Source organism: Sphingobacterium deserti (assembly GCF_000757725.1).
Taxonomy (GTDB): domain Bacteria; phylum Bacteroidota; class Bacteroidia; order Sphingobacteriales; family Sphingobacteriaceae; genus Sphingobacterium; species Sphingobacterium deserti.
The window spans coordinates 101,973-122,590 of record NZ_JJMU01000014.1 but is presented as its reverse complement, the minus strand read 5'-3'; the positions used below and the strand labels follow the sequence as shown (position 1 = coordinate 122,590).

General features: G+C 41.9%; 19 protein-coding genes. 17 read left to right on the top strand and 2 right to left on the bottom strand.

Features of this window, described 5'->3' with window-relative positions; genetic code table 11:
* The first annotated feature begins 96 nt into the window (after nt 1-96).
* Entirely contained in the window at nt 97-1,098 is a 1,002-nt protein-coding gene (locus DI53_RS04785; protein ID WP_037496037.1) for a LacI family DNA-binding transcriptional regulator, read from the top strand.
* Here the strand turns inward: DI53_RS04785 and DI53_RS04780 are convergent.
* Nucleotides 1,085-1,462 (bottom strand): methionine-R-sulfoxide reductase, encoded by a 378-nt coding sequence (locus DI53_RS04780; RefSeq protein ID WP_037496197.1) that lies wholly within the window; start codon nt 1,460-1,462, stop codon nt 1,085-1,087. The genes DI53_RS04785 and DI53_RS04780 overlap by 14 nt on opposite strands.
* Before the next feature lie 402 nt (nt 1,463-1,864).
* Between DI53_RS04780 and DI53_RS04775 the strand changes: the two genes are divergently transcribed.
* The 16 genes from DI53_RS04775 to DI53_RS04700 all read left to right on the top strand — a co-directional run bounded on the left by DI53_RS04775 (nt 1,865) and on the right by DI53_RS04700 (nt 18,970).
* On the top strand, nt 1,865-3,145 hold the full coding sequence (locus DI53_RS04775) for a cytochrome c3 family protein (RefSeq protein WP_037496034.1): 1,281 nt from the start codon (nt 1,865-1,867) through the stop codon (nt 3,143-3,145).
* Between the two features lie 42 nt (nt 3,146-3,187).
* Nucleotides 3,188-6,202, top strand: a complete 3,015-nt coding sequence (locus DI53_RS04770; RefSeq protein ID WP_037496031.1) for a TAT-variant-translocated molybdopterin oxidoreductase — start codon at nt 3,188-3,190, stop codon at nt 6,200-6,202.
* A gap of 27 nt (nt 6,203-6,229) precedes the next feature.
* Nucleotides 6,230-7,711, top strand: coding sequence for an NrfD/PsrC family molybdoenzyme membrane anchor subunit (gene nrfD / locus DI53_RS04765; protein ID WP_037496028.1), 1,482 nt, complete (start codon nt 6,230-6,232; stop codon nt 7,709-7,711).
* 5 nt (nt 7,712-7,716) lie between these two features.
* Nucleotides 7,717-8,253: a DUF3341 domain-containing protein gene (locus DI53_RS04760; RefSeq protein WP_037496025.1), complete on the top strand. Its 537-nt coding sequence runs from the start codon at nt 7,717-7,719 to the stop codon at nt 8,251-8,253.
* On the top strand, nt 8,246-8,875 hold the full coding sequence (locus tag DI53_RS04755; protein WP_420804739.1) for a c-type cytochrome: 630 nt from the start codon (nt 8,246-8,248) through the stop codon (nt 8,873-8,875). The genes DI53_RS04760 and DI53_RS04755 overlap by 8 nt, the downstream gene beginning before the upstream one ends.
* A gap of 19 nt (nt 8,876-8,894) precedes the next feature.
* On the top strand, nt 8,895-10,130 hold the full coding sequence (locus DI53_RS04750; protein ID WP_037496019.1) for a quinol:cytochrome C oxidoreductase: 1,236 nt from the start codon (nt 8,895-8,897) through the stop codon (nt 10,128-10,130).
* A 46-nt stretch (nt 10,131-10,176) separates the two neighbouring features.
* A complete protein-coding gene (locus DI53_RS04745) occupies nt 10,177-11,496 on the top strand; it encodes a cytochrome c oxidase subunit II (protein ID WP_241462372.1) in 1,320 nt (439 codons plus the stop codon).
* A gap of 26 nt (nt 11,497-11,522) precedes the next feature.
* Complete coding sequence (locus DI53_RS04740; protein WP_193790630.1) at nt 11,523-13,400, top strand: cytochrome c oxidase subunit I; 1,878 nt, start codon at nt 11,523-11,525, stop codon at nt 13,398-13,400.
* A 54-nt stretch (nt 13,401-13,454) separates the two neighbouring features.
* Complete coding sequence (locus DI53_RS04735; RefSeq protein WP_037496016.1) at nt 13,455-14,498, top strand: COX15/CtaA family protein; 1,044 nt, start codon at nt 13,455-13,457, stop codon at nt 14,496-14,498.
* A gap of 68 nt (nt 14,499-14,566) precedes the next feature.
* On the top strand, nt 14,567-15,475 hold the full coding sequence (gene cyoE / locus DI53_RS04730; RefSeq protein WP_037496014.1) for a heme o synthase: 909 nt from the start codon (nt 14,567-14,569) through the stop codon (nt 15,473-15,475).
* Nucleotides 15,475-16,059: a cytochrome c oxidase subunit 3 gene (locus DI53_RS04725; RefSeq protein ID WP_037496013.1), complete on the top strand. Its 585-nt coding sequence runs from the start codon at nt 15,475-15,477 to the stop codon at nt 16,057-16,059. The genes cyoE and DI53_RS04725 overlap by 1 nt, the downstream gene beginning before the upstream one ends.
* A gap of 9 nt (nt 16,060-16,068) precedes the next feature.
* Entirely contained in the window at nt 16,069-16,806 is a 738-nt protein-coding gene (locus tag DI53_RS04720; protein ID WP_037496010.1) for a cytochrome c oxidase subunit 3, read from the top strand.
* Nucleotides 16,807-16,837: 31 nt separating this feature from the next.
* Nucleotides 16,838-17,215 carry a cytochrome C oxidase subunit IV family protein gene (locus DI53_RS04715; RefSeq protein WP_037496007.1) on the top strand — a complete coding sequence of 126 codons (378 nt, stop codon included), beginning with the start codon at nt 16,838-16,840 and terminating at the stop codon, nt 17,213-17,215.
* Between the two features lie 171 nt (nt 17,216-17,386).
* A complete protein-coding gene (locus tag DI53_RS04710) occupies nt 17,387-17,953 on the top strand; it encodes an SCO family protein (protein WP_131555176.1) in 567 nt (188 codons plus the stop codon).
* A 4-nt stretch (nt 17,954-17,957) separates the two neighbouring features.
* On the top strand, nt 17,958-18,497 hold the full coding sequence (locus DI53_RS04705; protein ID WP_037496002.1) for a DUF420 domain-containing protein: 540 nt from the start codon (nt 17,958-17,960) through the stop codon (nt 18,495-18,497).
* A gap of 11 nt (nt 18,498-18,508) precedes the next feature.
* The gene (locus DI53_RS04700; protein ID WP_037495997.1) at nt 18,509-18,970 is read left to right on the top strand and encodes a hypothetical protein; all 462 of its coding nucleotides are present in this window, start codon (nt 18,509-18,511) and stop codon (nt 18,968-18,970) included.
* A 42-nt stretch (nt 18,971-19,012) separates the two neighbouring features.
* Here the strand turns inward: DI53_RS04700 and pckA are convergent, their stop codons facing one another.
* Complete coding sequence (gene pckA / locus DI53_RS04695; RefSeq protein WP_206537986.1) at nt 19,013-20,593, bottom strand: phosphoenolpyruvate carboxykinase (ATP); 1,581 nt, start codon at nt 20,591-20,593, stop codon at nt 19,013-19,015.
* Nucleotides 20,594-20,618: the final 25 nt, after the last annotated feature.

Here is a 20,618-nt window from a genome sequence, read left to right as displayed (position 1 = left end):
TAATAAAACCTTTTAGCATAATATTTTTTTAGCTGTTTTATTTTTTTGCTAAATATATTTAGTAGATTGCTAGCCTAAACGAACATAAACCAGTATATGAAAAAAAGAGTGTTGATTAGCGATATTGCAAAAGCTTTGGGTATTTCCGTCACCACGGTTTCCTTTATATTAAATGATAAAGCTAAAGAAAAAAGAATCAGCGATGCACTAACTAAACGCGTCTTAGATTATGTTAACAAAGTAGGGTACAAGCCTAATCAACTTGCAAAAAGTCTGCGAACTGGGCAGACAAAAATCTTAGGTCTTCTTGTTGAAGATATTGCTAATCCATTTTTTTCCAATGTTGCTAAACACATTGAACGTAGGGCTTATGAAACCGGATACCATATTATCTATTGCAGTATGGACAACGATGAGCATAAAGCCAAGGAATTGATCCAGCTGTTTATGGACCGTCAGGTGGATGGATTTATTATCACCCCGTCGGAAGGTTTGGAAGACACCATAGCTAATATCAAGCAAAATAACATTCCGCTGGTGCTGTTTGACAGATTTGTACCATCGGTTGAAACAAACTATGTAGTTTCAGACAACCGGCGTGGATCTTATGACGCCACAAAGCATCTGCTTGAGGGGGGCAATAAACGTATAGGTTTAATATCGCTGTACTCCAACCAGACGCAGATGCGGGATCGATTGGACGGGTATATGGAGGCGATGGACGAATTTCGTGTACAATCTTTTATCAAAAAACTGAATCTTGATACGTCTGAAGGTGAGTCTCAGGAACAAATTCGGGAGTTTGTGGTCGATAATAAATTGGATGCCGTTTTGTTTGCAACAAATTATCTTGCGGTAGATGGGCTAAAAGCGTTAAAGGAGCATAAAACGACATTGCCTAAGATGGTCGCATTTGATGAACATACTTTATTTAAACTTCACGATCCGTCCATAACTGTAGTATCTCAAGATATTGAACAATTAACGCGTGAACTCATTCACACGTTAATTGCTGAGATCACAGGCAAGCTCAAGGAGGTCAGGCAACTTACCATCCCTTGCCAGTTGATCATTCGGGAATCATCTACTTCTTCGTAGGTACGAATTTCATCGAGAGCGAGTTTACGCAATGTCGCGTGTCTTTTGCTGTAAACCGCTCACCTTTAAATACATGTCCTAAATGTGCGCCACATTTCGCGCAAAGTATTTCTACACGTCTCCCATCTGCATCAGTCTCGTGCTTCACCGCACCAGCAATCTCATCGTCGAAGCTTGGCCAGCCGCAATGCGATTCGAATTTATCTTTCGACAGATAAAGCGGTGCATCACAGCGTTTGCAAACATAGGTTCCTTCTGCCTTGTTGTCTAATAATTCGCCGGTAAATGGTCTTTCCGTCCCTTTATGAACGATGACATATTCCTCCTCAGCAGTCAATTTGTTGTATTTTGTTGTATCACTCATTACTGTAAATTTAGCGTTTTTATTTTCCACGTCTTGCGATCTTGATGTTTGACCGCAAGAAAGGAAGAAAATAGCAAGAATTGTTAATATTACGGGGCTCTTATACATAGTACGAAGTTCGCTAAATGCAACGATATCTTTGTTTTCTGTATGTCAAGAATTTCGGTGAGGGCCCGCCCAAATTTTTAGTATTATTTGCGCCTAGATTTGTGCCGAAAACCGCCTTCACGGCGCCATTTAGCTAATTATTTAGAATGGTTTTAAATTGATAATTTGAGTCATTAAATTGTCAGTGATTGCTTAATAAGTTATACTTTTGTGCATTGTTTGGAGGGTTTAGACCATTTAGACGACGTATTTTAAAAGTTTTATATCATAAATAAATAGTATAAAGTGCTAAATATGAGAAATATCTCATCCTTATTGGGAAAACTTGCGAAGACAATGTCAGTAGGCATGATGTTGTTATTTGCCGTTACAATGTCGAATGCGCAGGACGTTAAAGAGGGTCAGACGCTTTTCAAGTCTAAATGTACGACCTGTCACAGTGTGACGAAAAAAGTGGTTGGTCCAGCCTTGGCTGGAATGACCGAGCGTCATGATGAAGAATGGCTAGTGAAGTGGATTAAGAATTCACAGGCGATGATTGCTGCTGGTGATCCGACAGCCGTTCAGTTGTTCGAAGAAAACAACAACTTAGTGATGACTGCTTTTACAGATTTATCCGATGATCAAATTAAAAACATCATCGCTTATGTAAAAGATGAAGAAGCTAAAGCCGCCGAAGCTCCTGCTGGTGGTGGTGCTGAAGCTGGTGCTGCACAATCGGACGATGCAAACACATTTATGATAATCGGCTTAATAGCCATTGTTGTTTTGGCAGTTGTAGTCATTGTAGTTTTGAACCGCGTTATCCGCACTTTAGAAAAAGTTATCGCGAATAATCAGGCGGCTATCGAGGCAGCCCAAGCGCGTAACGAAACGGTAGCAGAAAATCGTTTTGCAAAATTTGCGCAAGCATTCGTCAAAAACAAAAAGTTGGTTGGCTTCTCGGTACTGATGCTTGTAGCTTTCCTAGCTGTTGCGGGTTGGAATACGCTTTGGAATGTGGGTGTTCATCAAGGCTATGAGCCCGTTCAACCTATTAAATTTTCGCACCAGATCCATGCCGGTGTGAACCAAATCGAATGTCAATATTGTCACGGTGGTGCTTTCAAATCGAAGAATGCTTCTATTCCTTCTGCAAACGTTTGTATGAACTGCCACAACACAGTTACAGCATCCGAGCATTACGACGGTGAGCTTTCGCCAGAGATTGCAAAGATCTATAGAGCGGTGGATTACAACCCAGATACTCGTGCTTACGGAAACAATCCGAAGCCTATTCAATGGGTTAGAATTCATAATTTGCCTGACTTTGCTTACTTCAATCACTCACAGCACGTTACAGTGGCGGGTGTTGAATGTCAAACATGTCACGGTCCAGTAGAAACAATGGAAGAGGTTTACCAATACTCTCCTTTAACAATGAAGTGGTGTATCGACTGTCACAGAACGACAGAAGTTAACACGGACAACGCTTATTACGATCAATTGATCGAGGCTCACGAAAAGTTGAAGAAAGGTGAGAAGATGACTGCCGCAATGATCGGCGGACTAGAGTGTGGTAAATGTCACTATTAATAATTAAATAAGAAAATACGCAATCTTTAATATAAAGCTTAAATGGATAGCAACAAGAAATATTGGAAAGGTTTGGAAGAATTGCAACAAACGCCTGCTTTCGTCGAGAAAAGCAAAGGTGAGTTTGCCGAGCCTATTCCTGTAGAAGATGTATTGAACGAAGCCGGATTGAGCACAAAGACACCACGTCGTGACTTCTTGAAAGCTTTGGGATTCGGTTTAGGGGCTGTAACCTTGGCAGCGTGTAATCGTACACCTGTTCATAAAGCAGTACCTTATGTTATCAAACCGGAAGAAGTAACACCAGGTATTCCTAATTATTACGCTTCATCATTCAACGGACAAAGTGTCTTGATCAGAACACGTGAAGGACGTCCTATCTTGGTAGAAGCAAACCCTAATGCTGTTGGTTTGGTACAGGGTACAGAGTCTGCGACAGTTTCGTCTGTTTTGGATCTGTATGACATGACTAACAAACTGCAGAACCCACAAATCGCGGGTAAAGATGTCGAGTGGAGCAAATTAGATACTACAGTTAAACAAGCTTTAGTAAAAGCCTCAAACTCTGGGAAGCAAATCACGCTTGTCTCAAGAACCATTAATAGCCCATCTACTTTACAGGCTATTGCTAAATTTAAAGAGTCTTTTCCAAATACTAACTTGGTTCAGTTCGATGCAATATCCTACAGTGGTATTCGCAAAGCCAATGAACAAAGTTTCGGTAGAGCAGTAATTCCTGCCTACAATTTTGAAAATGCGTTGGTTGTTTTGTCTGTTGGCGCTGATTTCTTGGGAACTTGGTTAGACGGCGAAGAGCATACGCAAGATTATATCAAAAACAGAAACTACAAGTCTTTAGAAGGTGGCAAGATGTCACGCCATATCCAATTTGAGTCGGGTATGAGCATGACCGGTACAAATGCGGACGTTCGTATCGCGGTAAAACCATCAGAAGAAGGTGCGGTATTAGTTTCTTTATATAACGAAGTTACAGGTTCATCATTGCCAGGTGCATTAACTGGGAACCAACGTGCTGCGACAGCCATCAAGTTGGCTGCGCAAGAATTATTGAAGAACAGAGGAAAAGCTGTCGTCGTGGCGGGTGCAAATAATGTAGATGCCCAGATTTTAGCAAATGCAATCAACGTTGCCATTGGTGCTTACGGCACAGTAATCGATCTTGATAATTTCTCCAAGAAATACCAAGGTTCTGAAGATGCCTTCGCGACTTTCTTAGCAGATGCGAATGCAGGACGTGTAGGTGTTGCGATGTTCTTAAATTCAAATCCTTTGTATGATTATGCTGATACAAAGGTGGTGAAAGACGCATTATCTAAAGTTGATTTTACGCTTTCGTTTGCAGATCGTGCAGATGAAACTGCTTCAGAGTTAAAAGCAATCGCGCCAACGAGCAACTATTTAGAGTCTTGGGGCGATGAATCTTCGAGAGAAGGATATTACACCATTGTTCAGCCGACTATCAATCCCGTATTCAATACGCGTCAGGCAGAGCAAAGCTTATTGGTTTGGTCTGGGAACATCATCAACATCTTTGACTTTGTTAAAAATGTTTGGGAGACCCAAATCTTAGCAGGCAGCGCGAAAAAATGGAAAGATGTATTGCAAACTGGTTTCGAATATAAAGGTAAGTTAACAGCTAACGCTTATACATTCACTGGAAACGTGCAAGGTGCAGCAACTAACTTGCAGGCTTATGCAAAAACGTTAGCAGGTGAAGGTTTCGAATTATCATTATATGAGTCTGCAGCTATTCGCGACGGACGTTTTGCAAACAATGCGTTCTTGCAAGAATTGCCAGATCCGGTTTCTAAAGTTACTTGGGACAACTATGTTGCTTTAAATCCGAAGGATATCGAAGCATTAGGATTGGGCGAAAACAGCGTGGTAACGGTAGAAGGAAACAACTACTCGGTTGAACTTCCGGTGTTAGCACAGCCTGGTCAAGCATTAGGATCAGCTTCCGTAGCCGTAGGTTATGGTCGTACGAAAGTAGGTAAAGCGGGTAATAATGTCGGTGTGAATGCTTATCCGTTTGCGACCGTTAAAAACGGTGTAACGCAAACTGCTGCTAAAGTAAAGATTTCTAAAGTATCTAGAACTTACGAGTTGGCACAAACGCAAACGCACCACACGATTGAAGGTAGAAATATCATCCGCGAAACAACGTTCGCTAAATATTTGAAAAACCCTGCATCGGAGTCTGGTCGTTTTGCAGATTCACATAAATCATACGATTTATGGAATAAGTTTGAGTCGCCAGGTCACAAATGGGTGATGGCAGTAGACTTGAACGCTTGTACGGGTTGTGGTGCTTGTATCGTCGCTTGTAACATTGAAAACAATATTCCGGTAGTAGGTCGTGATGAGGTTCGTCGTCGTCGTGAAATGCACTGGTTGCGTATCGATCGTTACTATACAATTGAAGAAGATGGTGTGGATTACACTAAAGAAGATGATATCGCAAATTTGAACGATTTCCAGAATGTGAAAGTTGTTCATCAGCCGATGATGTGTCAGCACTGTGATCACGCTCCATGTGAGACGGTATGTCCGGTATTAGCAACTGTCCACTCTTCAGAAGGATTAAATCACATGGCTTACAACCGTTGTTTTGGTACACGTTACTGTGCGAACAACTGTCCGTATAAAGTGCGTCGTTTCAACTGGTTCAACTACTGGAATGATTCACGTTTTGACAACTACTTGAACAACGAGTTTACACAATTGGTATTGAACCCAGATGTTACTACACGTTCACGTGGGGTAATGGAGAAATGTTCCATGTGTATTCAACGCATTCAAGCGGGTAAACTTCAAGCGAAGATCGAAGGTCGCCCATTGAAAGATGGAGATATCAAGTTAGCATGTTCAGGAGTTTGTAGCGCAAATGCTATGATCTTTGGCGACGCTAATGATCCGAACTCGGAAGTTTCTAAAGCTTTACGTAGTGAACGTATCTACTACGTCCTAGAAGAAATCAACGTTCAGCCGAATATTGGCTACATGACGAAAGTTAGAAACTCATTTGAAGCGTAATTTTATTTAATCTGAAATAAAGCAATTATGTCATCGCATAACGAATCAATATTAAGAGAACCATTAATAACCGGCAAGAACATCACTTATGCAAAAGTGACTGATGACATCTTGTTACCGGTTGAAAATAAACCCAACAAAGCCTGGTGGATAGGTTTTATCGTAGCCGCCTTGGGTGCAATGTTGTGGGTTGTGAGTGTTGGATACACTTTTTGGACAGGGATCGGCGCTTGGGGTTTGAACAAAACTGTAGGCTGGGCTTGGGATATCACCGACTTCGTATGGTGGGTTGGTATCGGTCACGCCGGAACGTTGATCTCGGCGGTACTATTACTCTTCCGCCAGAACTGGCGTAACTCCATCAACCGTTCCGCAGAGGCGATGACTATCTTTGCCGTTATCTGTGCCGCAACATACGTTGTTGCCCACATGGGACGTCCTTGGTTGGCATATTGGATTTTCCCATTACCGAATCAGTTCGGTTCCCTTTGGGTAAACTTTAACTCACCGCTTGTATGGGATGCCTTCGCGATCTCGACCTACTTTACCGTATCGTTGGTATTCTGGTATTGTGGTCTTTTACCGGATATTGCATCTGTACGTGACCGCGCAACAGGCTTAAAACAAAAAATATACGGTGTATTGTCTTTCGGATGGAATGGTTCCGTAAAAACATGGCAACGTTTTGAAATTGTGTCTTTGATCTTGGCCGGTATCTCTACACCACTTGTACTTTCGGTACACACGATCGTATCCATGGACTTTGCGACATCCGTAATCCCTGGTTGGCACACGACCATCTTCCCGCCTTACTTCGTTGCGGGAGCGATCTTCTCGGGTTTTGCGATGGTACAGACACTGTTATTGATCCTTCGTAAAGTCATGAACTTTGAAGACTACATCACGATGTTCCACATCGAGTCAATGAATAAAATCATTATGACTACAGGTTCAATCGTTGGTATTGCTTACTTGACAGAGCTTTTCGTAGCTTGGTATTCAGGTTCGGAGTACGAAATGTATGCCTTCGCTAACCGTGTTGCAGGGCCTTACGCTTGGGCTTACTGGGCGATGATGACGTGTAACGTAATCTCTCCGCAGTTATTCTGGTTCAAGAAGATCCGTACGAGTATCCCTATCTCTTGGATTTTATCAATCGTGGTAAATATTGGGATGTGGTTCGAACGCTTCGTGATCATCGTGACCTCGTTACACCGCGATTACCTTCCATCATCTTGGGCGATGTTTTATCCAACATGGACAGACGTTGGTATCTTCGTTGGTTCAATTGGTTTATTCTTTACACTGTTCTTGTTGTTCTTACGTTTCTTACCGGGTATCGCGATTGCAGAGGTGAAGTTGCTGTTGAAATCAGCTTCATTACAGCAGAAGACTAAGCTGGCTCAAGAAGGCGCATTCCCGGCAGAGCAGGTGCAGCACTTTGCTAACTCACTGGACAAGTACGATTCAGTTACACAAGAGGACATTAACGCATTAAAACAAAAATAATAGCAATGAGCAATACAAAATATATATTAGGTAGTTTTGCTGATCCTGATGATATGATGCACGGGATTGAGAAATTGCAAGCAAACAATATCAGCATATATGATTGTTTCACGCCAATGCCTATTCACGGAATAGAAGCTAAATTGGGTGTAAAACCATCTCGCTTACCCATTGCAGCATTTGTTTTCGGTGCCTTGGGAACCTGTCTAGGTTTTAGCTTGTTATATTATACGATGGCGCATGATTGGCCGATGAACGTAGGGGGGAAGCCTTCCTTGCCTTTGCCAAACTTTGTTCCGGTAACTTTTGAGGTGACAATTTTATTGTGTGCACTTGGTATGGTGGCAACGTTCTTTTTTCGCAACCACTTGTTCCCAGGCCGTACTCCTCGTGTAATGGACTTGAGAGCGTCGGACGATCGTTTTATTATTGCGGTTGATGCTCATGAAAATACAGATCACGCTTTGGTTGAATCATTATTGACAGATGCTGGCGCGGTTGAGGTTAAATACAATGAAAGAAAATATGTTAGCTATGAATAAGAAGAATTTTCTTGGATCTGTATGTGCTGCATTTGCTTTGGCTGCAGTAGTTTCCAGCTGCGGCGATGGAAAGACACGTAGTACCGGATGGGAATTCTCCAGAAATATGTATGATCCGATTGCGTTCAATCCGGATCAGCCAAACGAAAACTTTAAGAACAAGATTACGGCACAGTTACCACCAGCAGGCACAAATCCAATAGGCTTCGAGCGTTTTGAATTTGCTAATTCTCTAGAGGAATATGAGCGTGCCGGAAGAGAGCTTACTAGCCCACTTGCAGTGACTCAAGAGAACCTTGCGAAAGGTGATGCTTTGTTCCATACGTACTGTGCGGTTTGTCACGGTCCGGAAGGTAAGGGCGATGGTCCTATTACAAAAGAAAGATCAGTTACTGATTCTAGAGGCACACGTGCGTTGGAGACATTCCCGCCGCCACCATCTTATCAGAAGTCAGATGCAGCATCGTCTTCAAGAGGTGGTGCGATGAGCGAATTGAGCGACGGTAAAATCTATCACACGATTTACTACGGTCATAACTCGATGGGGTCTCACGCCTCCCAATTATCGCCAGAAGAGCGTTGGCAGGTGGTCATGTATGTACACGAATTACAAAAAAAATAATCTAACATCAATATAGTAAATGGGAACTCACAATCATCATCACGATTATAATTTCAGCGAAAAATTCCAATTTGCTGGTATCGCCAAGATACTCAGTCTAGTTGGTATTGCCGTAGGTATTATAGCCATTGTTATGGGCCTAATATCAAGTGACCATATTATGGTTGAACGTACTTACGCAAACCTATTATTGATGGGTTATTATTTCACTTGTGTATGTGCTGCCGGGGCATTTTTCGTCGCCCTTCAAATGGTTACACAGTCAGGTTGGTCAGCAGGTTTACTGCGTATTCCACAGGCTATGGCTGGTGTTTTACCTATAGCTTCTATCATCCTATTGATTATCGTTGGCCTAGGTTTAACATCACATAATTTATATCATCATTGGAATGCTGATGGACTAACAGATCCAAACAGCCCAGCCTATGATAAACTTGTTGCAGGCAAGTCTGCATTTTTAAATGTCCCTGGTTTTTTGATCCGTCAAATTATCTTCATGGGTTCGTATAGCATTTTCGCTTTTGTCCTTACTAAATTATCATACAAGGAAGATTTAGAGGGCGGCCTGAATTCGTACAAAAGAAGCTTTAAACTTTCTGCCATCTTCTTAGTGATCTTCGGCTTCACGACACCAATTTGGTCGTTCGATACGATCATGTCATTGGAAGCGCATTGGTTCTCAACGATGTTCGGTTGGTACAACTTCGCAGCGATGTGGGTGAGCGGTATTGCAGCGATCGTTGTTATCGTGATTCTGGTAAAGAAAGCTGGTTACTTGGCTTGGGTTAATGAAAACCACTTGCATGATTTGGGTAAATTGATGTTTGGATTCTCCATTTTCTGGACATACGTTTGGTTCGCGCAGTTCATGTTGATATGGTATTCAAATATTCCAGAGGAAACGGTTTACTTCTACAAAAGATGGGAGCCTGAATACAAGCCATGGTTTTGGTTAAGCATTATCATTAACTTTGTAGCGCCATTATTGCTATTGGTTGACCGTGATGCTAAACGTAAAAACGGTATGATGTTATTTGTAGCGATTTTGCTTTTATGCGGTCACTGGTTGGATTATTATATTATGATTATGCCGGGTACTGTAGAGTCGCATCGCGGATTTGGCTTTATCGAGATTGGAACAGCTATTGGCTTTGTCGGTTTATTTACTTTTCTAGTGATGAGCAAACTGAGTAAACATCCATTGGCTCCGAAGAACCATCCATTTATGGATGAGAGTTTAAATCATCAAATATAGTTAGTTTCTAATCATAGCATAAAACGTTTAAACGTCTTAATAAGAAATGAAATTCAAAATTAATAACAGATTCAAAGCCGCGTTGGGATGCTTACTAGCCGTAGGATTATTGTTTTCTACACCTAGTTTTGCCCTTCAGCAAGATTCAACAGCGCAAGATACAACAGCTTCAATGGCTGCTGATACTTCTGCTGCTGCAGACACGGCTGCTGCTGCACCAGCAGCGACAGATTCGGTTTCTACAGTTTCTGCGGCAGGCGCTACCGCTGCTACAGCTACTGCAGCACCAGAGCCAGAGAAACAGATTGATCCGCAGGTTTACAAAAACATGACCTACTACATACTTTTGTTTTTGATCGTATGTACTATTGTTGCTGTAATCGGAAAAGTATTGTCAATTTATGAATTGACAAAGAAAATGAACGGAAAGTACAATCCGTTTGCTAATAATACGTTTCAAGGCGTTTTATTTATTGTCTTTTTAGTAGCGTTTTTGGCCTTCACTTATTACGGTTATGCTGTATGGGGTAGTTGGGCATGGCGTGACGCTGTGACCGAGCATGGACAGAAAATCGATACCATGTTTATCGTAACAACGGTAATTATCACCTTCGTGTTGGTGCTTGTTCATCTTCTGTTGCTGACGTTTCCCTATATCTACCGGATGCGTGCCAAGACTAAAGCTTACTACTACCCGCATAACGATACTATAGAGAAAATCTGGACTATCGTTCCGGCTATTGTATTAACGGTATTGGTATTGTTCGGTTTCTTTACGTGGAGATCCATCACTAACGTTCCTGAAGATTTACAGAAATCGGCTTTGCAAGTGGAAGTTTTGGGTGAGCAGTTTCAGTGGCAAGTGCGTTACCCTGGCGCTGATGGCGTGATTGGAAAGCGTAACTATAAGATGACTACACCGACCAACTCTTACGGTATAGATTTCAACGACAAAAGCGCGTGGGATGATATTCAAGCATCAGATATCGTTCTTCCCGTGAATAAGTCTGTACGCTTTCATATTATTTCCAAAGATATTATTCACTCGTTTTACATTCCTGACTTCCGTGTGCAAATTAACGCTGTACCAGGTATGACAAACTACTTCCAATTTACGCCGACTGTTACTACAGAGGAGATGCGTGAGCGTATGAACGATCCAAAATATGATTATGTAATGTTATGTAACAAAATCTGTGGCTCGGGACACTTTAACATGCAGAAGAAAGTGGTTGTTGTAACAGAAGACGAGTATAGAGAGTGGTTAAGTACGCAAAACAAATATTTTACTGAAGATTTGCAGAAAGAGTTTACAGCGGTAGATTCGAAAGATTCGAAAGAACTTGCTACAGCTTCACTAAATTAATTGAAATAAGAAATTATTAAAAGAATATGTCAAGTACAGTTATATCGCACGGCGCAGCTCATCATGATGCACATGATCATCATCATGAAACCTTCTTAACTAAATACATATTTAGTCAAGATCATAAGATGATCGCGAAGCAGTTTTTGATTACCGGTATCGTGATGGCGGTTTTCGCTATGGTGCTTTCAATTTTATTCCGTATCCAGTTAGCATGGCCGGAAAAAGATTTCCCAATCTTAGAAGTCTTTTTAGGTAAATGGGCTGAGGGTGGACGAATGAAGCCCGAATTTTTCTTATCCTTGGTGACTATCCACGGTACGATGATGGTTTTCTTCGTATTGACGGCTGGTCTATCAGGTACATTCAGTAACTTATTAATTCCTTATCAACTCGGTGCACGAGATATGGCATCTCCGTTGATGAATATGTTATCGTATTGGTTTTTCTTCGTTGCCTGTGTGATTATGGTTGCCTCTTTCTTTGTGGAAAGTGGACCAGCAGCAGCAGGTTGGACGATCTATCCGCCGCTATCCGCCGTGCCTACCTCTATTCCAGGATCTGGATTAGGAATGACGCTTTGGCTAGTGAGTATGACCTTGTTCATCGCTTCGCAGGTTTTAGGTGGTGTGAACTACGTAAGTACAGTGTTAAACATGCGCACTAAAGGAATGGATCTTTGGAAAATGCCATTGACCATTTGGGCTTTCTTCTTAACAGCGATAGTGGGTCTTTTGTCGTTCCCGGTTCTTGTTTCTGCGGTGGTTCTTCTGTTCTTTGACCGGTCTGTTGGTACATCATTCTACCTTTCTGATTTGGTTGTTCAAGGACAGATTCTTCCGAACGAAGGCGGTTCGCCGATCTTGTTCCAGCATTTGTTTTGGTTCCTAGGTCACCCAGAGGTATATATCGTGGTAATGCCTGCATTAGGTCTTACTTCAGAAGTAATCTCAACGAACTCGCGTAAACCGATCTTCGGTTACCACGCCATGGTTTATTCCCTAGTAGGTATTACGGTTCTTTCGTTTATCGTTTGGGGTCACCACATGTTCGTAACTGGTATGAACCCGTTCTTGGGCGGTGTATTTATGATCACTACGTTGATTATCGCGGTGCCGTCTGCGGTAAAAGCATTCAACTATATTGCGACACTATGGAGAGGTAATATCCGTTTCACTCCAGCGATGATGTTTGCTATTGGTATGGTATCGTTCTTCGTATCTGGTGGTTTAACAGGTCTTTACTTAGGTAACGCAGCATTGGACATCAATTTACATGATACGTATTTCGTTGTTGCCCACTTTCACTTAGTAATGGGATCTGCCTCTATCTTCGGAATGTTATGTGGGGTTTACCACTGGTATCCTAAAATGTTCGGTCGTATGATGGATACTAAATTAGGATATCTACATTTTTGGCTAACATTTATCGGAGCCTATTTGGTATTCTTCCCAATGCACTTTATGGGTATTGATGGTGTGCCTCGTCGTTACTATGCATTCACTGCATTTCCTTTCATGGAGAAATGGGTTTCTGTAAACATGTTGATCACTTGGGCAGCGATTATCGCCGGCTTAGCGCAGGTAGCCTTCCTTTGGAACTTCTTTAGCTCAATCTGGAGAGGTAAAAAAGCGACACAAAACCCTTGGAATGCAAATACATTGGAGTGGACAACACCAGTGGAGCACATCCACGGCAACTGGCCTGGCGAAATCCCGACAGTATACCGTTGGCCTTACGATTACAGTAAGCCTGGTCATGATACGGATTTCATCCCGCAGGATGTTCCTTTCTCTGAGACGATGAGCTCAAACTTACCACATGATTTTGAAGGTAATGAAGAAGCTATTCGCATTCAGAACGAGTGGAATAAAGCAAATAATAGAGAAATAATAGAAGGGTAGGTTTTTACCTACCTCTCTTTTACATAAGGTAAAGTAGAAGAAAGAGAGGATTCCATGTATCCGCGTGCAGAAAGACGGTTTATCAGGACAAATAGAATTACTATTATCGTCTTGTTTTTAGTGATCGCTGCGGGTGGGATCGTCAGAAGTACCGGATCGGGAATGGGCTGTCCGGATTGGCCAAAATGCTTTAATCGTGTGATACCGCCAACCGACATTACGCAACTTCCTGAAGGTTACGAGCAGCAGTATATAGACGGGCGTGCTAAAAAGAACCAGCGATTTGCGAAGATCGTCGAATTTTTTGGTTACCCGGATATGGCTGATAAGATTCGTCACGACGAGTCTATCCTAGAACATGAGTCATTTAACGCGGCCAAAACCTGGACAGAATATATCAATCGATTGGTTGGTGTTGCTGCCGGATTTGCCTTGTTGTTCTCTGCGGTCTTTTCTTTTACCTATTTAAAAACTAAGCCATCCATAGTAGGGTGGAGCGTTCTAAACGTTTTCGTTGTGGTTGTTCAGGCTTGGTTGGGATCGATCGTTGTTTCTACCAATCTTATGCCTTGGATCATTACCGTGCATATGTTGTTAGCATTACTCATTGTAGGCATTAGCATATACACCTTTTATCTGGCAACCACATCGCGAAATAAGTCCATTTTAAGCGGACAAAGCGTAGGGCCTTTAAAATGGCTAGCCATTTTAGCGTTGACACTAACCGTTGTTCAGGTTGTGTTCGGAACGGAGGTTCGCGAGACTATCGATCATTTAAATGATCAGGGTGTAGAGCGCGCAGATTGGGTAGCCCAATTAGGCCAACCTTATTTTATTCACCGTGTTTTGGCTTACACATCGCTAGGATTAAGTATTTTGCTGTTTTTCCTAGTAAAAAATAAGTTTAGTTCATTGACATTGCAAAGTAAGTATGCTTGGATAGTAATCGTGTTAGTGGGGATCCAGATGATGTCAGGAATAATCTTGGCACGTTTCAACGTCCCTGCGTTTGCACAAACAACCCATTTAGTCGTTGCCAGTTTGTTTTTCGGAGCACAATATTATTTGATGCTATTAATGACAAAATTAAAACGATAGTTTGTACAAAGTTGCGGACATTTGTGGCGCCTATTAACGGTTTAACAACGTATTAGCATAACGTATTCATGAAGGAGTTCATTTCTGATTTCAATAAATTAATTAAGCTTAGGCTGACTTTGACCGTCGTCTTTTCTGCATCTATCTCTTTTTTGATAGGGGCTAAGCAGCAAGGCGACATCATATGGTTAAATTGGTTGATTCTAACTATTGGCGGTTTTTTGGTAACCGGATCAGCAAATGGCTTCAATGAGATTATCGAACGTGATCTGGATAAGCTCATGAAGCGTACCGCAGATCGTCCGTTGCCGACAGGCCGGATGACGACCGGGCAGGCATTGGTGTTAAGCGTGTTTATGGGGATATTCGGCACATTGCTACTCGTTCGTTTGAACTTTTTAGCAGGGCTGTTGTCTGTTTTTTCCATTATTTTGTATGCCTTTGTGTACACGCCGCTAAAGCAAAAGTCACCAATTGCTGTTTTCGTAGGAGCATTTCCCGGCGCATTACCACCATTAATCGGTTATTACGCTGCCTTTAAATCTGCAGGTTTCGGTTTTGAATATGCGGCCGTGAGTGAAGCAGCTATCGTCATCACGCCTTGGGTGTTGTTTTTAATCCAATTTTTTTGGCAGTTTCCCCATTTTTGGGCAATTGCCTGGGTTGCTGATGAAGATTATAGAAATGCTGGATTCAGGCTTCTTCCAACGAAAGAAAAGGATAGCCTTTCTGCATGGATGATTTTTATATCCGCTATGTTGATGGTCCCTGTCGGTTTCTTACCGCTTTATTACGGTTTTGGCGGATGGGTGTTTACAGTGATTTCGCTCTTGGGCGGTTTGTTGTTTACCTATTATGGTTTTCAGCATGCTATGCAAAAGACGGAAGCGACAGCAAAAAAGGTGATGTTCACATCATTTTTTTATCTGCCCTTAACGCAGTTAGTTTTATTATTTGATTTTAATCCTTTTTCATAATGGATACAACAGAATACAAAACGGAAGAATTACTCCAATCCAGAAAAGCCAAGAAATTTAATCTTTGGCTTGGTATGATTGGTATGTTTATGATGTTTGCAGCACTATCAAGTGGATTTATCGTTTATACTGCAAGTGGTGTGGATAAGGGTATTAAAACCTTGTTGCCTGTTGCTTTTACCTACAGCACGATTGTGATACTTGTAAGTAGCTTAACATTGCACTTAGCCTTTCGTGCTGCAAAGCTCGAGCAATTGAGCAAGCAACGTATGCTGTTGTTGGTAACTATCGTTTTGGGCCTTGTGTTCTTTGCTATACAATTACATTCGTGGTCAGTGTTGGCTGAGCGCGGTATTTACTTTGTGAATAATAATGCATCGCAATCCTTTATCTATGTGTTTACAGGATTGCACTTAGCACATATTATTGCGGGCTTGATCGTATTGGTTCGTTGCTATCTGGGAGCGCTTAAGCCGATCCCTTTTCCGGACAACCAATTCCGCATGAATTTAGCCATTATATTTTGGCATTTTCTCGATCTTTTGTGGATTTATATTTATGTTTTCTTACTTTTGAATCAATAATAGTAAAAAATGAGTACAACAACTGTATCGCAATTAGATAAGGTAAAAGACGGCCCTTGGAGCGGTGGTAAGTCGCCTTGGAACTTAGAGTATGGAAAGATCATGATGTGGTTTTTCTTGGTATCGGATGCTTTTACATTTTCAGCATTCTTACTCTATTACGGCGCACAAAAATTTGCGCAACCTACATGGATTGATGCCGATAAGATTTTCCAATCGGTACCAGGCATCGTTGAGCACGGGCAACCATTGGTTTTCGTAGGTATTATGACTTTCATCCTGATCATGTCATCGGTTACGATGGTGCTTGCAGTGGATGCCGGACATAGAAATCAGAAGCAAGAAGTTGTCAAATGGATGCTATGGACTATTTTAGGCGGTATTTGTTTCGTCGGCTGTCAAGCTATCGAATGGACACATTTGCACCACGAAGGATTTTGGTTCGGAAGAAATCCAGCTACGGGACTGGAAGGCGATGCTGTAGCACAGGCTTTAGCTCCTTACTTTACCAAGGAAATTTCTTACACAGCTGCTTTACAGTTCTCTAATTTATTCTTCACTATTACGGGCTTCCACGGTTTCCACGTGTCTGTCGGCATCCTTTTGAATATCATTATTTTGTGCATGACACTAAATAATACATTCGAAAACCGCGGTACATATTTAATGGTCGAAAAAGTTGGCTTGTATTGGCACTTTGTGGATTTGGTTTGGGTATTCGTATTCACCTTCTTCTACTTGATCTAATTAGTTTCAGCATAATAATTTATATTAAGAAATGTCACATCACCACGAAAATATAGCAGCACACGACCACCACGATCATGGTGGAATGGATAAAAAGGGAATTTGGAAAGTATTCTTTATCCTTTTGGCCTTAACTGCTCTTGAATTTTTAATAGCCTTGGGCTTTGTACACCATTGGGGTGTCATCGAAAAAGGTATGGTCTTGAACGCTATTTATATAGCATTAACTTTGGTTAAAGCGTATTATATCGTTGCCTACTTCATGCACTTAAAATTTGAGAAATCAGGTTTCATTATTTGCTGTAGTATCGGATTTATATTTATTGTTTATTTTATCGTATTGTTATTGATCGAAGGTGATTATTTATTGCATCACTTGCAATCGCACCCTTTGTTTCCAAACAACTAATAAATTAAGAGGAACTCAATGAGTAACCGTACTCAAGGAAGGAAATCAAAAATAATTCTCCTGGCATTAATATTACTAGTGCCAGGATTTTTATATATAGCCGTCAACAGGTTGGGATCCAATCATTACGTTTCATTGCCTGTTTTTGGCGAAAAAAGGCTAAGCGGCGAGATGAAACGTAACTGGGGTAGAGAATATCCGGATACTATCTTTCATACATTGGGAGCGCTCAACTTCACCAATTTTGACGGTAAACCGGTAGCGTTTCCTGCATCAGATACAACAATAAACGTCGTCCACCTGTTTTATTCAAAAGACAAATCTTTTTCCAGGTTGATGATGGAAAATGTGCAAGGTCTTTCTGATCGTTTCCAGGAAAATCCGTTGATAAATTTCTATTCTATATCGGTTGATCCGTCAGAAAACGAAGCTTCCTTACTTTCCTTCACCAAATCATTCAAAGGACTGCAAAACGGACATTGGAAGATGGTTTTTGCTCCTTCATCCGATATCTTTTCCTACGCGAAAGAGCAATTGCTGATTGATGCGATGATTGATCCGACGGACTCTACCCGCTTTTTGATTAGTAACCAATTTGTTCTAGTTGACTCTAAACGACGTATTAGAGGATTCTACGACGTGAGTCAAAAAGGAGAGGTGGATCGACTGGAAGATGAAGTTAAGTTGCTCGTGGTTGAAGAGATTCGAAACAGACCTGCTAAGATAGCACAGAAATAGTTTTATGATTACCGAAGAAGAGAAGAAATATAAAAAGTGGATCGTCTTACTATCCATTGTTATCCCTTTGGCTGTTGCCGTTTTATTTGGGGTTAATTTAAGAAAGCTTGGCTACGATGTAACGCCGTTATCGTTTTTACCTCCAATATATGCGACTATCAACGGCTTAACGGCCGTGCTGTTATTCGCTGCAGTGGCTGCGATTAAGAAGGGGAAGGTCAAGTTGCATGAAAACTTGGTAAAGATATGTATGGCTTGCTCATTAGCCTTTTTAGTTATGTATGTAGCCTATCACATGACTTCCGATTCTACACCATACGGTGGCGAAGGTTTGATCCGCTATGTTTACTTCTTTATCTTGATCACACATATACTGCTGTCGGTAATCATTATTCCTTTCGTACTTTTTACTTTCGTTAGGGGAATTGCGGGCGCTTATGAACGACATAAGAAGCTTGCGAGGATCACGTATCCGATGTGGATGTATGTTGCAGTCACCGGGGTAATCGTGTATTTAATGATATCGCCTTATTACGTCCATTAATCGCTAGGCACATGAAAAGAGTTTGGATTTACCAAAGTAACCGTTTTCTGAAGACAGAAGAGATTACTCGAATAGAAGAAATTTTACAGGAATTTGTTTCGCAGTGGACAGCGCATGGCAGCCAGCTGGCTGGAAGCTTCGTCATTCGTTACGATTTATTCCTGATGCTGATGGTCGACGAAGAGCAGGCTATGGTGACAGGCTGTTCGATTGATAAATCCGTCCATTTGCTAAAGAAGATTGAACAGGAACTGGGCATAACTTTGTTCGATCGAATGCAGGTAGCCTATAAAACAGCAGATGATGAAGAACTACGCATCGCTAGCCGTGATGAATTTGCTGCATTAGTAAAAGGTGGAGACGTGAATAACGATACGATCGTTTTTAACAACATGCTTACGACAGTGGACGAAGTTGCGGAAAAATGGGAGGTACCTTTGAAGGATAGTTGGCACGCACGCGTGTTTTTATAAGGCAAATAAATAGGGCAGTTCCGCGGAACTGCCTTATTTATTTTACACGATAGCCTTCAGTAATTGCGGTGATGCTTGCCGTATTTCTTCACTGGCCTGTTCCTGATAGGCCTCAAAATTTTGGATAAACAAGCCTGCTAACCTATTGGTCTGCTGATCGTACGCATCTTTGTCCTCCCATGTATCTCTCGGATTTAAAATAGCATCTGGAACGCCGGAGCAAGACTGTGGCACGAGAACCGAAAAAGATGTGTGTGCGATAAAATGTGCATCACTTAGTTCGCCATTTATGGCCGCACGAATCAGGCTTCGTGTGTAACGTAAACTAATGCGTTCACCTATTCCATAAGCACCACCTGTCCATCCCGTGTTTACTAACCACACGTTTACGCTTGGGTTTTCATCCAGCTTTTTGCCGAGCAAATTCGCATATGTGGTAGGGTGGCTCGGTAAAAAGACCTTTCCAAAGCAAGCCGAGAACGTCGTCTGTGGCTCTTTAACGTCTACTTCCGTACCGGCGACTTTAGCGGTGTATCCCGACAGGAAGTGATACATAGCCTGTGCATTTGTCAACTTAGATATAGGTGGTAAAACGCCAAATGCGTCGCAAGTCAAAAAGAATATATTGTCAGGCGTTTTCCCTATTGATGGTGTCTTTGCTTTGTCAATATAGGCGAGAGGGTAGGCTGCGCGCGTGTTTTCTGTAATTGTACGGTCACTGTAGTCGACGGTGGTTGTGCCCTTGAAAAAACGCGTGTTCTCTAGCAAGCTTCCTGGACGTATGGCTGCGTATATTTGTGGTTCTTTATCGGCATTTAAATCGATGCACTTGGCGTAGCATCCGCCTTCAAAATTAAATATTCGATCTTGCGCCCAACCGTGTTCGTCATCGCCGATCAATTTTCTTGCGGGGTCAGCGGAAAGAGTCGTTTTTCCTGTGCCGCTGAGACCAAAGAAAAGTGCAACATCGCCAGCCTCTCCCTCATTTGCAGAACAGTGCATCGGTAAGACATCTTGCTGAGGCAGAAGGAAATTCAACACAGAAAAGATGCCTTTCTTCATTTCTCCAGTGTAGGCGGTTCCGCCGATCAAGATCATCCTTCTACTGAAATTTATGATGGAGAAATTTTCCTGTCTGGTGCCATCTACCAACGGATTAGCCAAAAAATCAGGCACTTGAAGAATCACCCATTCCGTTTGAAAATCGCTTAATTCTGCCTCTGTAGGATCAATAAAAAGATGATGGCAAAACAGATTCGCCCAAGGCGTGGTGTTTATCACGGTCACATTAATTCTATACTTGGGGTCTGCACCAGCATAGCAGTGACGCTTCCACATCTCTTTCCCTTGGATAAAGGCACTCATTTTCTTCAGCAGCGCATCGAAAACGTCCGTAGTTACTGGAATGTTGATTTCCCCCCAATCAACCAGCGTTTCCGTGGTCTCGTCTTTAACAATAAACCGATCTTTGGGCGAACGCCCGGTGAATTTTCCAGTTGTAATACAAAGTGCACCACGATCATTTAGCACGCCCTGTTTACGTTCCAGAGCTTGTTCGACCAAGCGGTTTGCTTCAAGCTGTACGTGTACATTTTCAGACAGACTAAGTAGGGACTGCCTCATGTTACATGGATTTGGATGTTTGTTT